This is a genomic window from Paracoccus sp. UBA5162, assembly GCF_002413585.1.
Classification (GTDB): Bacteria; Pseudomonadota; Alphaproteobacteria; order Rhodobacterales; family Rhodobacteraceae; genus Paracoccus.
This window is the reverse complement of sequence record NZ_DHXG01000079.1, coordinates 63,676-76,765: the sequence shown is the minus strand read 5'-3', so window position 1 is coordinate 76,765 and position 13,090 is coordinate 63,676. Positions and strand designations below refer to the sequence as shown.

Genomic DNA, 13,090 nt, shown 5'->3' with positions numbered 1-13,090 from the left:
CCGACGGTCGAGGACACGATCAGCATCCTGCGCGGCATCAAGGAAAAATACGAACTGCATCACGGCGTGCGCATTTCCGATGCCGCGCTGGTCGCCGCCGCGCAGCTTTCCAACCGCTACATCACCGACCGCTTCCTGCCCGACAAGGCCATCGATCTGGTCGATGAGGCCGCCTCGCGGCTGCGGATGGAGGTGGACAGCAAGCCCGAGGAACTGGACGCGCTGGATCGCCAGATCCTGCAGATGCAGATCGAGGCCGAGGCCCTGAAGAAAGAGGACGACGCGGCCAGCCAGGACCGGCTGGAGCGGCTGGAAAAGGATCTGTCCGACCTGCAGGAACGCAGCGCCGAGATGACCGCCCGCTGGCAGGCCGAACGCGACCGGCTGGAGGGCTCGCGCAACCTCAAGGAACAGCTTGACCGGGCGCGCGCCGAACTGGATCAGGCCAAGCGCGAGGGCAATCTGGCGCGGGCGGGCGAATTGTCCTATGGCGTCATTCCGGGGCTGGAAAAGCAGCTTTCGCAGACGGATGAAGCCGAAGCCGACGGGCCCATGGTCGAAGAGGCCGTGCGCCCCGAACAGATCGCCGAGGTCGTCGAACGCTGGACCGGCATCCCGACCAGCAAGATGCTGGAAGGCGAACGCGACAAGCTGATGAAGATGGAAGACGAGATCGGTCGCCGCGTGATCGGCCAGTCCGAGGCCGTGACCGCCGTCAGCAACGCCGTGCGCCGCGCCCGCGCCGGTCTGAACGACGAGAACCGTCCGCTGGGCAGCTTTCTGTTCCTGGGTCCCACCGGTGTCGGCAAGACCGAACTGACCAAGGCCCTGGCCGAATACATGTTCGACGATGATTCCGCGATGGTCCGCATCGACATGTCCGAATTCATGGAAAAACATTCCGTGGCGCGGCTGATCGGCGCACCTCCGGGCTATGTCGGCTATGACGAGGGCGGCGTGCTGACCGAGGCCGTGCGGCGCAGGCCCTATCAGGTGATCCTGTTCGACGAGGTCGAAAAGGCGCATCCCGACGTCTTCAACGTGCTGTTGCAGGTGCTGGACGACGGCGTGCTGACCGATGGGCAGGGGCGGCGCGTGGATTTCAAGCAGACGCTGATCATCCTGACCTCGAATCTCGGTTCCCAGGCGCTGTCGCATCTGCCCGAGGAGGCGGATTCGACCGATGCCCGCCATCAGGTGATGGAGGCCGTGCGGGGTCATTTCCGCCCCGAATTCCTGAACCGTCTGGACGAGATCATCATCTTCCGCCGCCTGTCGCGGGCAAACATGGACGGCATCGTCAGCATCCAGCTGATGCGGCTGGAACATCGCCTGGCGCAGCGCAAGATCACGCTGGATCTGGATCAGGACGCACGGCAATGGCTGGCCGATCAGGGCTATGATCCGGTCTTCGGCGCCCGCCCGCTGAAAAGGGTGATCCAGCGGGCCTTGCAGGATCCGCTGGCGGAACTGCTGCTGTCGGGCGAGGTGCTGGACGGCCAGACGGTGCATGTCGGCGCGGGCGATGAGGGGCTGATCGTCGGCAACCGCGTCGGCCGCGCCGGCCCGAAGCTGGGCGCTGTGGGCGAAGGTCCGAAGCCCGACGCAACCTTGCATTGAAGAAGAGGGCCGCGAAAACCTTTCGCGGCCCTTTTTCGGTTCTCGATCCGGATCTGTCCTCTCTGCCGGGCGCGCTATCTCAGCGCGGCAATGATCCAGTCCTTGACATGCGGCACGGCGCGCGGATGGGTCAGGAATTCCGCGACCGGCATCATCCGCCATTCCTGGCCCTCGTCGCCGAAGCGGATCGCCTCGATCTCGGCCGGCACCAGCCGCCCGGCGAACAGCCATGACACCATGTCGGGGCGCTGATGCGATCGGAAGACATGCGCCGACAGGCGTTCTGACGCCAGGCGCAGCCCGAACTCCTCGAACAATTCGCGCAAGGCGCAATCCACCGGCCGCTCGGCACCCTCGCGGCCGCCGCCGGGCAGATCCCAATGCGCTGGGAAGGGGATATGGGCGAAATCGTCGCGCAGGCAGGTCAGCAACCGCCTGCTCTCCATCAGCAGCAGTTTCGCACCGTGAAACGGCGCTTCTTCGTTGCCCAAATACCCGTGGGACGCGGCCCCCCGCGCCGTCATTCGTTGATGTCTCGATCCCACCGGCGGACCTGACCCCGATTGCTCCCGGCGACCCGGCGCAGGATCAGCCAGATCACGCCCGACAGGATCGCCGTCACCACCAGCGTCACCGCCAGACCGGCCCCCCACAACCCGGTCAACAGCAGGATCCCCATCAGCCCGACCGAGGCCGCAAGCCCCATGAACACCCAGCCCGGCGCGAACAGTTCCAGCGCCGCCAGAGCCAGCGCCGCGATCAGCCACAGCCATCCGTTCAGCCAGCTCAAGACGAATGTCCCCGAAGCTGGCTGAAGGCATCCTTGAACGCATCCAGCGCCGCCGCCGGCAACAGGACCACCTGCTTGCCGCTGCCCTGTCCGACCTGCACCAAAGCCTCGACCTGCTTCATCGCCACCTGATATTGCGCGGCCTCCAGCCCCTTGCTGGAAATCGCCTCGGCGATGATCGAGGTCGCATAGGCTTCGGCGTCGGCCATGACGCGGCGCGCCTTGGCCTGTTGCTCGGCCGCATAAAGCGCGCCGTCGGCGGCCAGTTCGACCGCCCGGCGTTTGCCTTCGGCCTCGGTCACCTGCGCGCGGCGGGCGCGTTCCGCATTCAATTGTTGCAGCATCGCGGCGCGGGTGGCGTCGTCCAGATTGACGTCCAGGATCTCGGCCCGCGTCACTTCGATCCCCCAATCATCGACGACATTGGCCAGCGAATCGCGAATTCGTTCGATCAGCTGGGCGCGGTTCGACTGGACCTGATCCAGTTCCATGGTGCCGATCTCGGAGCGGACGATACCCGTGACCGTGGTGGCGATGGCAGCATCGATGTCGCGGATGCGGTAGACGGTCTTTTCGGGTTCGATGATGCGGTAGAAGACCGAAGTCTCGACCTCGACCAGAACGTTGTCCGCGGTGATGGCATCCTGCCTGCTGGTGGGCAATTGCCGTTCCAGGATCGAGATCCTGTGCGCCACCCGGTCCAGAAACGGCATGATGATGTTGATCCCCGGCCCCAGGACCGAGCGCAGCCTGCCAAACCGTTCGACCACGAATTTCTCGGATTGCGGCACGATCCTGACGGCCGCGCTGACGGCCAGCAGGATCACCAGCGCCAGCACGATCAGCGCCAGGTTGCGTCCCGGAAGATCGCTCAGCGCCTGCGGCAGATTGTCCATCCCCATCCCCCCTATTCGGCCGCGATCCGCGCGCCGGTTCCGTCCGCGTCGTCGATCACGGCCAGCTTGCGGATCACCCTGCCCAGTCTTTCGGCAAAGCGGTCGAAATCAGGCAGCGGCGTCAGGGACTTCTCGTCCATGTACAGCGCTCGATCGATCTCGATCTGGACGACATGGACGTTCCGGCCGGGCCGACCATAGGCCGAGCAGATATAGGCCCCCGAGAAGGGGGAATTGCGGCGGATGCGCCAACCCTCGGCCTCGAAGGCGGCGGCGACGATATCCGAGACGCGGGCCGAGGCCGACAGCCCGTGGCGATTTCCCAGCACCATGTCGGGCCGCGGGCCCTGAAGGTGGCTCAGCGCGTCATGCGGCATGGAATGCATGTCGATCAGGATCGCCTGCCCGAAGGTCGTCCGCGCCTCGGCGATCAGCCCGGCCAGCATGGCATGATAGGGCCGCCAGCAGGCGGCGATGCGGCGCTCGGCCTCGGCCCGGTCGATCGGGCGGTCGTGGATCGTGCGGCCCTGCGACACGACACGCGGAATCACCCCCAGACCGGCCAATGTGCGCTGGTTCAGCGGGTGCCGGGGCACGCCGCGCACGACCAGCGGATCGATCTCGTCGGCGCCGCGATTGAGATCGACGATGCAGCGCGGCACCTTGGCCGCCAGCGTCACCGCGCCATGATCGCTGGCGCAGGCGGTCAGGCGGTCCATGAACGCATCCTCGGACGAACGCAGGACGGGAATCGGCAATCTGGTGCCCGCAAGAAACCATTCGGGATAGTCGCGGCCCGAATGAGGCGAGGCCATGATGACGCCGCTGGCCCAGCGTGCGGGCCTGACAAGCGAAAAGGGCAGATCGGACAGGCTCAATTGCTGGTTCCGGGCTCTGTTTGATCCTGCCAATATAGACCGAAGAATGTTGCGCCAATAGGCCTTGAATCCGTCGAAAGCCGCCTATATAGACACGCGGACCGAAGCGGTCGGGCCGAATCCCGAGGGGGTTGGGCCTGGGTGCCGAAGCACGGGCGGTTAGCTCAGCGGTAGAGCACTACGTTGACATCGTAGTGGCCACTGGTTCGATCCCAGTACCGCCCACCATTTTTTCGCCGCCCCCGGCCGCAACCGGGGGCATTTCGTTTTCCAGGGCGGCTCAGCAGCGCCGCGACGATGGAGAAGACCGATGAAGGTTCGCAACTCGCTCCGCTCGCTCAAGAGCCGGCACCGCGACTGCCAGGTCGTGCGCCGCAAGGGCCGCGTCTACGTGATCAACAAGACCAACCGCCGGTTCAAGGCTCGTCAGGGCTGAACCGGCGCCCTTGATCCGGGCGTCCCGGCAGATCGCCACGGAATCGAAATCACCCGCCCCCGGCGGGTTTTTTCTTGGCAAGCCGCCCGACATCGCCTGCCGGATCCGGTGCGCGCGGGCTGGGGGCGCAGTCACGAGGGGGCATCCGTGATCGAACGGTCCTTCAGTGACCGGGACACGCATTCCCGGGCGCTGTTTTCGGAATGCGGCGCCTATCGCTATGCGCTGACGCGCCGGTGGGGCAGGGGCAGGCGGCTGACCCTGGTGCTGCTGAACCCCTCGACCGCCGACGAACGCCGCAATGATCCCACCGTCGCCCGCTGCGAGGTTCGTGCCCGCGCGCTTGGCTTCGGGGCATTTCGCGTGACCAACCTGTTCGCCTTCCGCGCGACCGATCCCCGCGACCTGAAACGTGCCCTCGATCCTGTCGGTCCGGACAATGACGCGATCCTTGAACGATCCGCCGACTGGGCCGATACGGTGCTGTGCGGCTGGGGTCTGCACGGCGCGCATCTGGGGCGCGGACCCGCGGTCGAGGCACGCCTGCGGCAACGGGCGCGCGATCTGTGCCATCTGGGCCTGACCGGCACGGGCGCGCCGCGGCATCCGCTCTATGTCGCCTATCGCGTCATGCCGGTGCCGTGGCGTTAACGTATTCTTAAGAAAACGATTCCCTGCCGCGTGATCTGGGCTACACTTCATGCGTGTGTCCGCCTTGCGCGGTTTTTCGAGGTGTCGGCCGATGCTTATGCTTGCAGGTTTGATGGGGCTTCTGGTCGCCGGGATGAGCATCGACTTGTCTCCGCTTGGGCAGACGCAGGCGGATGACATGCCCGAAGACGATCTGCCCGAAGACGAGGCGGCGGGCGATTCCCTGCCGCCGATCATGCCACAGCCCGACATGCCGGACGAGGGCGACAGTGCCGGTTCCGAAACCGATGGCTTCATTTCCGATGTCAGCAGCCTGCCCGCCGATCTTGCGCCCGAGGCTGGCGCAGATCCCGCCGTTTCGGCCGGCACCGGCGCGGTTGCCGGCGATCCGGGCGATCCGGGCACGGCCGAAGAGACGCCGGAACAGATCCTGGCCGCGATCATCGGGACCGACAGGGCCGATGCGCTGATGGGCGGCGACGGTGCCGACAGCATCGACGGCCTGGGCGGCAGCGACGATTTGCGGGGCGGCCTGGGCGACGACACGATCAGGGGCGGGTCGGGCCAGGACTGGATTCAGGGTGACGCCGCCTATGGCCCCGGTGGCAACGACGAGATCCACGGCGGCTCCGGCGACGATTCGCTGGCCGGGCAGGGCGGCGACGACCTGATCTGGGGCGACGAGGGCGACGACACCATCCTGGGTGGTGCGGGCAGCGACAGCCTGTTCGGAGGCGCCGGCAATGACTGGATGTCGGGAAATGACGGCGACGACGTTCTGGTCTCGGGCGGCGGTTCGGACGATCTTGATGGTGGCGCCGGCAACGATCTTCTGATCGGTGGCGACGACGATGAAACCGCCTGGATTCACGGCGGTGACGGCGAAGACACGCTGATGCCGGGGGCCGGCGATTTCGCCGAGGGAAATGCCGGCGCCGACCAGTTCGTGCTGAAGCCGGTGGACGGCGATCTGCCGACCATCGCCGATTTCGACGGGACCGAGGATCGTATCATCCTGCATCTGCCCGAGGACATGACCCAAGGCGCCCAGATCCAGTTGGTGCAACACGACGACGGCACGACCCTGATCAATGTCAACGGCGACGCCGTCGCCCGGATGTTGCAGCTTGGCGGCCTGCGGGTCGAGGATATCGGCATCGTCCCCATTCGGGCCTGACGCGGACACGGTTTCCGCTTTCCAAGGGCGCGATTCTCTTTTATACGCGCGCCTTCGCTGGCGCTTCGTCGCTGGCGGACCTCCACGGGCCTGTGCTGGACGACATCCCGGCCTGCGCCATGAACCCGAACTTTTGAGAAGGAGACCCCGATGTCGATCACTGTCGAGGAAAAAGCCAAGGTCATCAAGGAATTTGGCACCAAGGCCGACGATACCGGATCGCCCGAGGTGCAGGTCGCGATCCTGACCTCGCGCATTTCCACCCTGACCGAGCATTTCAAGACGCACAAGAAGGACAACCACTCGCGTCGTGGCCTTCTGAAGCTGGTCGCGCAGCGCCGCAAGCTGCTGGACTATCTGAAGGGCAAGGACGAATCGCGCTATGCCGATCTGATCAAGCGTCTGGGTATCCGCCGCTGAGCCTGTCGCCTTGCGGCGAAGTTCCGAACGCCCGTCGCGAAAGCGGCGGGCGTCTTGGTTCGCGCTTGCCCGATCGCCAACGGGCGAAGGGTTTCCAGCGTTCAGCCGGTCGCCAGCCGCGTCATCCGGCCCTTGTTGGCGTGGCCGATCCGTTCGACTTCCTGCGCGATGGGCGGAAGCTCCAGATCGGACGCGTCCACGGGGGCCGACAGCAGGCCCAGAGCCGACAACCGGGCAAAGAGATCGGCGAAATCCAGCTCTGCCCAGCTTCTGTCGTCGGCCTTTCGCTTTCCCGGTCGGATCCAGTTCGCGCGGATCGCATCCACCACCTGCACCTTCGCACCCATCGCCACAAGCTGATCGACGATGTTGGCATGATCGGGGGCGCTGCGGCGTTTGATGATCGTGAAAGATTGCCCGGGATCGGTCACGAAACCTGCAAGATGAAACGCGGACCCGTCCGGCCCGATGATCTGTCTGGCGGCCCGGAACGTTGCGAATTGCTCTGTGATGGAATGCTGCTGGGGATGATAGATCTCGAATCCCTGCCGCTCCAGCAGCTGTTCCAGATGACGCTCGGCCAGAATGCTGCCCGCCTTTTCCGGCAGCGCCGAACGTGAAAGATACAGGCGCTTGCGGCCCGTCATGTCGGACGGGACCGCGATCGCGCGCAGGAATTCGCGGAACTCGGGCGTTCCCGCCGCCATCGGCCCAAGGCCGAAGCCGGGGCCTGCGATCAGCAGATCCTCGAATTCTTCAGGCTCATGGACGATGCGGACGGGCAGATCGATATGCAGACATTTCAGCAGCAGGTCTTGATGGTCCGGCAGACGGTCCTGGCGCTTTCTGCCGGGATCCTTTGGCGAGAAGACGATCGACTGGACCCCGCTGTCCCGAACGGCCCAGAGCCGGGACAGGGATTCCGTCAGGAAATGCCCGAAATGGGAAAAGAGGGGACCGCCCCAAAGGTGGCGTCCCTGTGTCCTGTTCACCGCAGAAGGAGCCTGCGCCGCGTTCCCGCGATAGATCGAGCCGTTGCGATAGAGGGCGCCCTCGGGCACGTGGCGGCCATGATGATAGAGCGCCGCGTTGGAGGGATCGACGACGACATTGCGCAACCGCAGCACGGTGCGGGACCAGCCTGTTTCGCAGCGCGGCGGCGGCCATTTCCCCGAATCAGATATCATAGCCGAATCTGTCATAATCATCGCGGTAGAGATTGTGGAAAAGCCCGAGCGTCACCTTGTCCAGGCTGCCGGCTTCATATCGTCCCGCAAGGGTGTGAGCCATGCCCGCACCATGCGTGCTGGCGGACCATGCGTCCAGCCAGGCGATGAATTCGTCGAATCCGTCCTCCAGCCTGAAGACGCGGCACCATTGCGGAACGATGTGGGATTGGCTGCGGAAATGCCCGTCATATCGGTCATGCATGTCGGGTTTGAAGCCGGGAATGCGCCGGATCCAGTCGGCAAGGGACAGATCGGCGTCGATCTTGCCGCGATTGGACTGGTGGAAATGAAACGCGCTCGTGGCGCGGGCAAGAGGGTCGCGGACGAAGGCGAAACCCGCATCGAAGAAACCTTCGGGAAACAGACGTTCCAGTTGCGCCGCGGGCACGTGCTGGGGCGAGGTGCTGGTCCAGTTTCGTTGCCGGCCCGGAACGAAGCGACGATCCAGCAGCGCGGCCGGACCAAACCGCCGGGTCAGATAATTTTCGATGCTGGTGCCCGCGCATTTCGGAACATGCGCAAAATACAGCAGCTTTCCGGCATTCTGAAAGATCGGCATCGCAGTAATACTGATCGCCGGACGGGCGCCGTCAAGCCGTTCCTGCACGCTGCGATGGCCCTGTGGGGCGGGACGTCAGACATCTTTCCATTCTGCGTATTTTCCTGTACGTGCCACAAATCTGTGACGTGATACCCGGCTCCGGGGTGACGCCTGAGGATCGGGACGGCGGCAATGGGGCCGCCATAGGACAAGGCGCGGCCAGAGGGCTGGCGTGCCTATGAGGAAATCAGATGTTTGATGATGTGAAGAAATCGATCCAGTGGGGGCAGGATACCCTGACGCTGGAAACGGGCAAGGTCGCCCGTCAGGCCGATGGCAGCGTGATCGCCACCCTGGGCGAGACCAGCGTGATGGCCAATGTGACCTTCGCCAAGGAACCGAAGCCGGGACAGGACTTTTTCCCGCTGACGGTCCACTACCAGGAAAAATACTATGCCGCCGGCAAGGTGCCGGGCGGTTTCTTCAAGCGCGAGGCGCGCCCGACCGAGAAAGAGACGCTGACCGCGCGTCTGATCGACCGTCCCTGCCGACCGCTGTTCGCGCCGGGCTTCAAGCACGAAGTGCTGGTCATGTGCACCGTGCTGAGCCACGATCTGGTCAATGACCCCGACATCGTCGCGATGATCGCCGCCAGTGCCGCGCTGACGATCTCGGGCGTTCCGTTCATGGGCCCGATCGGCGCGGCGCGGGTCGGGTTCGTCGATGGCGAATATGTTCTGAACCCGGACGTCGAGGACATGCAGGGGCTGCGCGGCAACCCCGAGCAACGGCTGGATCTGATCGTGGCGGGCACCAAGGACGCCGTGATGATGGTCGAATCGGAAGCCTATGAGCTGACCGAGGACGAGATGCTGGGTGCGGTCAAATTCGGCCACGAGGCGATGCAGCCCGTGATCGACCTGATCGTCGATCTGGCCGAGGCCGCGGCGAAAGAGCCGTTCGACTTCCAGTCGCCCGATTACAGCGCGCTTTATGCCCGCGTGAAGTCGCTGGGCGAGGCTGACATGCGCGCGGCCTATGCGATCAAGGACAAGTCCGACCGCCAGGACGCGGTTGCTGCGGTCAAGGCGAAGGTCAGGGACGCTCTGTCGGATGAGGATCTGGAGGATCCGAATCTGGGCTCGGCGCTGAAAAAGCTGGAATCGGCCATCCTGCGCGGCGATATCATCAATGGCGGTGCCCGGATCGACGGCCGCGACACCAGGACGGTGCGCGCGATCGAAAGCGAAGTGGGCTTCCTGCCGCGGACGCATGGCTCGGCCCTGTTCACGCGCGGCGAAACCCAGGCGCTGGTGGTGACCACGCTGGGAACCGGCGACGACGAACAGATCATCGACGCCCTGCATGGCAATTTCCGCAGCAATTTCCTGCTGCACTACAATTTCCCGCCCTATTCGGTCGGCGAGGTCGGTCGCGTGTCCGGCCCCGGCCGGCGCGAGATCGGGCACGGCAAACTGGCCTGGCGCGCGTTGCAGGCGGTGCTGCCGGCGGCGACGGATTTCCCCTACACGATCCGGGTGGTCAGCGAGATCACCGAATCCAACGGCTCGTCCTCGATGGCGTCGGTCTGCGGCGGTTCGCTGTCGATGATGGATGCGGGTGTGCCGCTGAAGGCGCCGGTCGCCGGTGTCGCGATGGGCCTGATTCTGGAAGATGACGGCAAATATGCGGTCCTGACCGACATCCTGGGCGACGAGGATCACCTGGGCGACATGGACTTCAAGGTCGCGGGAACCCAGGCCGGGATCACCAGCCTTCAGATGGACATCAAGGTTGCCGGCATCACCCCCGAGATCATGCAACAGGCGCTGGCTCAGGCGAAGGACGGCCGGATGCATATCCTGTCCGAGATGTCCAAGGCGATCAGCGAAGCGGGCTCGTTCTCGGCCCACGCGCCGCGGATCGAGACGATGACCATCCCCACCGACAAGATCCGCGAAGTGATCGGCTCGGGTGGCAAGGTGATCCGCGAGATCGTCGAGGTGTCGGGCGCCAAGGTCGATATCAACGACGACGGCGTCATCAAGATCGCTTCGGCCAATGGCGATGCGATCAAGAAGGCGCATGACATGATCTGGTCCATCGTGGCCGAACCGGAAGAAGGTCAGATCTACACCGGCAAGGTGGTGAAGCTGGTCGATTTCGGCGCCTTCGTGAACTTTTTCGGCAAGCGTGACGGGCTGGTCCATGTCAGCCAGATCGCCAACAAGCGCCTGGGCCATCCCAGCGAGGTCTTGCAGGAAGGCCAGGAAGTGAAGGTCAAGCTGCTGGGCTTCGACGATCGCGGCAAGGTGCGCCTTGGCATGAAGATGGTCGATCAGCAGACCGGCGAAGAGATCGACGAGAAGCAGGAACAGACCGCCGAGTGATCGGCCCGGTCAACCGCGATGTGACAGCCCCGGCCCTGTGCCGGGGCTGTTGCGTTCAGGCCAGATCCATCAATGCGCGATGGCGGGCGTGTCGCGCCACAAGGGCAGCCACGTCAAAGCGACCGGCGCGCAGGTCAGCCTCGGGCACGAAGAAGTCGCTGAAGAGGAAATCCATCAGATCATCGCGGGCGGCCTGATCAAAGTCCAGGGCCCATGGCTGACGCAACAATGAAGAAAGCGCCGGGATCGAATCGGCGGTCCGGGTGCGGCCCAGCCCACCATAATAGCTGGCACCCAGAACGATCACCGGCTTGTCAAAGAAAAACGCCTCGAGTCCCATGGCGGAATTGACCGTGATCACGCCCTGTGAGGCGCGTAGTTGATCCAGTGAATTGGTGTCACGGTCGATCACAAGCCGGTCCTGCGGATGTCGCGCCACCAGACGCGCCAGATCGCCGCGAGCATTGGGATGCGGCTTCAGCCGCAGATGCCAGCCCGCCGGCAAGGCGCGGCTGGCCGCCGCCAGCGCCGCGATCAGATCGGCCGGATCGGCCACCCAGCCGGCATCCGGCAACAGATCGCCCGCGGCGTTCAGTTGAAGCGGGCAGAACAGGAAGGGCGCTTCGTCCGACCAGTCGGCGCGCGCGGCCTGCGCCACCTGTTTGCGGCGCGGCGAGCGTGCGGCCAGCGTTTCGCGAAGGTCGCGCCAGCCGCTTGAGGTTTTGCCGCACTGGCTGCGCCAATTTCGGAAAAAGGCCGCATCGCGCGGGATCGAACTGCGTGCATTGACGCCCTGCATGTCGATCTGAAGCCAGCCGGGCAGGGGGCCGCGCTCGAAGAACACGCAGGCCAGATCCGCCGCGTTCGCGGCACGTGCGGCAAGCGCCGCTCGCCCCAGAAGGCCACGCCAGACATAGACCATATTGGCGCCCTCCTGCCGCAACCGGCGCGCAATACCGGCATGGCGGCTGGCCGCTGTCAGCATCTTGGCCGGGTTCGCCCAGCCATGCGTCATACGCACCACCTCTTTCGCATCGTGCAAGGCCCGTGGTCCGATACAGAGCGACAATTGCCGCATCGAGATCCGGTGCGGGGCCTGGCCGTTGCAAGTCAGTGACTGCATGACGCCGTCGCAGAATTCATCGCGGCTTTCGAGGAACACGGGCCGGCGGACGTTCGCGGTCATGGATTCAGCAATTCATCGCGGCGATAACCGATGTCAAGCAGAGCCGAGACCGGCGAGGCGCAGTCAAGCGCGATGCCGCGACGCCCCGCGACCGTCGCGGCGAGGCTGAATCCCGCAAGGATCCGCCTTAGTCCGGACCTCAGACCCGAGGGCGCCGAATCGGCCCGCCTTTCATAGAACCGGGGTTCTGTGTCGTTGGTCAGATCGATTCCGGCCAGAAGTATCCTTTCCGGCCCGGCCGCCAGTGCGAATTGCAACGCCGAGAAGGCCACGGTGCCGGTGATCACAACTCCTCGATCCGGTGCAATCGAGATCGCCCCCTCGCGGCCAAGGATCACGAAATCGCTCAGTTCCGGGTCCGTCAGCGCCCGCCGGGCCGCGCCGATGGGCTTGATCACGTTTTCGATCAGCGCGACATCGCGATCACGAAGCGGGCCCGTGTCGCGCTCGGCCAGGGCGCGCATGGCGGAGGGCGACAGCATCAACGGAATATCGCAGGGCAGAGCCGCCAGCATCGCGTGATGGCGAAAGACGAAGCGTTCGTCCTCGACGGCCACGGCCAGCGGGCGAATTCTGTCGGCCAGCGCGGCGGCCCCATTGCAGAGGATGGCGGTGCCGGAACCAAGCGCCTCGACCCGCTGATCCCGGAGTGACGGGCCCGATCCGACGATTGCCAACAGGGACCGGCCCGAGGGTATGAATCGCGCGGCCGGCACCAGCGTCAAAAGGTGCCCTCCCTTCCAAGAGACGGCGCCCGACGCCCGGTCGATCGCAAGGCCCGGCCACAGATCCTGACGATGCGCCCGCGCCCGCCCCAGCACCTGAAAGCCGAGGCGGACCAGCTTGCGCGAAAGCGGCCGGTCCGAACGTGTCATT

The 13,090-nt window shown here is 65.0% G+C and carries 14 protein-coding genes and 1 tRNA gene; 7 read left to right on the top strand and 8 right to left on the bottom strand.

Annotation, left to right across the window (positions count from 1 at the left end; translation table 11 throughout):
• A partial coding sequence (locus tag B4A72_RS13480) for an AAA family ATPase (protein WP_292978809.1) occupies window positions 1-1,620 on the top strand: 1,620 nt, incomplete at its 5' end.
• 74 nt (window positions 1,621-1,694) lie between these two features.
• Here the strand turns inward: B4A72_RS13480 and B4A72_RS13475 are convergent.
• From B4A72_RS13475 to B4A72_RS13460, 4 genes are read right to left on the bottom strand one after another with little or no spacing between them, the layout of a single operon-like run.
• Window positions 1,695-2,111 carry an NUDIX hydrolase gene (locus B4A72_RS13475; RefSeq protein WP_292978807.1) on the bottom strand — a complete coding sequence of 139 codons (417 nt, stop codon included), beginning with the start codon at window positions 2,109-2,111 and terminating at the stop codon, window positions 1,695-1,697.
• Between the two features lie 29 nt (window positions 2,112-2,140).
• Window positions 2,141-2,410 carry a hypothetical protein gene (locus B4A72_RS13470; RefSeq protein WP_292952923.1) on the bottom strand — a complete coding sequence of 90 codons (270 nt, stop codon included), beginning with the start codon at window positions 2,408-2,410 and terminating at the stop codon, window positions 2,141-2,143.
• On the bottom strand, window positions 2,407-3,306 hold the full coding sequence (locus B4A72_RS13465) for an SPFH domain-containing protein (protein WP_292952920.1): 900 nt from the start codon (window positions 3,304-3,306) through the stop codon (window positions 2,407-2,409). Before B4A72_RS13465 ends, B4A72_RS13470 begins: the two co-directional genes overlap by 4 nt.
• 11 nt (window positions 3,307-3,317) lie before the next feature.
• Window positions 3,318-4,184: an N-formylglutamate amidohydrolase gene (locus tag B4A72_RS13460; protein ID WP_292952917.1), complete on the bottom strand. Its 867-nt coding sequence runs from the start codon at window positions 4,182-4,184 to the stop codon at window positions 3,318-3,320.
• Window positions 4,185-4,337: 153 nt separating this feature from the next.
• Between B4A72_RS13460 and B4A72_RS13455 the strand changes: the two genes are divergently transcribed.
• From B4A72_RS13455 to rpsO, 5 genes are all read left to right on the top strand, one after another.
• Window positions 4,338-4,412, top strand: a tRNA-Val gene (locus B4A72_RS13455).
• 82 nt (window positions 4,413-4,494) lie between these two features.
• On the top strand, window positions 4,495-4,620 hold the full coding sequence (gene ykgO / locus B4A72_RS13450) for a type B 50S ribosomal protein L36 (protein WP_119747228.1): 126 nt from the start codon (window positions 4,495-4,497) through the stop codon (window positions 4,618-4,620).
• A 147-nt stretch (window positions 4,621-4,767) separates the two neighbouring features.
• On the top strand, window positions 4,768-5,271 hold the full coding sequence (locus B4A72_RS13445; RefSeq protein ID WP_292952906.1) for a DUF1643 domain-containing protein: 504 nt from the start codon (window positions 4,768-4,770) through the stop codon (window positions 5,269-5,271).
• A gap of 91 nt (window positions 5,272-5,362) precedes the next feature.
• Window positions 5,363-6,448, top strand: coding sequence for a calcium-binding protein (locus B4A72_RS13440; protein ID WP_292952903.1), 1,086 nt, complete (start codon window positions 5,363-5,365; stop codon window positions 6,446-6,448).
• A 150-nt stretch (window positions 6,449-6,598) separates the two neighbouring features.
• Window positions 6,599-6,868, top strand: coding sequence for a 30S ribosomal protein S15 (gene rpsO / locus B4A72_RS13435; RefSeq protein ID WP_292952900.1), 270 nt, complete (start codon window positions 6,599-6,601; stop codon window positions 6,866-6,868).
• Between the two features lie 101 nt (window positions 6,869-6,969).
• Here the strand turns inward: rpsO and B4A72_RS13430 are convergent, their stop codons facing one another.
• Window positions 6,970-7,995 (bottom strand): glycosyltransferase family 61 protein, encoded by a 1,026-nt coding sequence (locus tag B4A72_RS13430; RefSeq protein WP_292978805.1) that lies wholly within the window; start codon window positions 7,993-7,995, stop codon window positions 6,970-6,972.
• A 49-nt stretch (window positions 7,996-8,044) separates the two neighbouring features.
• Window positions 8,045-8,656, bottom strand: coding sequence for a sulfotransferase family 2 domain-containing protein (locus B4A72_RS13425; protein ID WP_292952894.1), 612 nt, complete (start codon window positions 8,654-8,656; stop codon window positions 8,045-8,047).
• A 233-nt stretch (window positions 8,657-8,889) separates the two neighbouring features.
• Between B4A72_RS13425 and pnp the strand changes: the two genes are divergently transcribed.
• Window positions 8,890-11,028, top strand: a complete 2,139-nt coding sequence (gene pnp / locus B4A72_RS13420; protein WP_292978803.1) for a polyribonucleotide nucleotidyltransferase — start codon at window positions 8,890-8,892, stop codon at window positions 11,026-11,028.
• Between the two features lie 55 nt (window positions 11,029-11,083).
• On the opposite strand, the gene B4A72_RS13415 is transcribed toward pnp, so the two are convergent.
• Both B4A72_RS13415 and B4A72_RS13410 read right to left on the bottom strand, forming a co-directional pair.
• The gene (locus B4A72_RS13415; RefSeq protein WP_292978801.1) at window positions 11,084-12,214 is read right to left on the bottom strand and encodes a hypothetical protein; all 1,131 of its coding nucleotides are present in this window, start codon (window positions 12,212-12,214) and stop codon (window positions 11,084-11,086) included.
• Window positions 12,211-13,089 carry a glycosyl transferase gene (locus B4A72_RS13410; RefSeq protein WP_292952882.1) on the bottom strand — a complete coding sequence of 293 codons (879 nt, stop codon included), beginning with the start codon at window positions 13,087-13,089 and terminating at the stop codon, window positions 12,211-12,213. Before B4A72_RS13410 ends, B4A72_RS13415 begins: the two co-directional genes overlap by 4 nt.
• Window position 13,090: the final 1 nt, after the last annotated feature.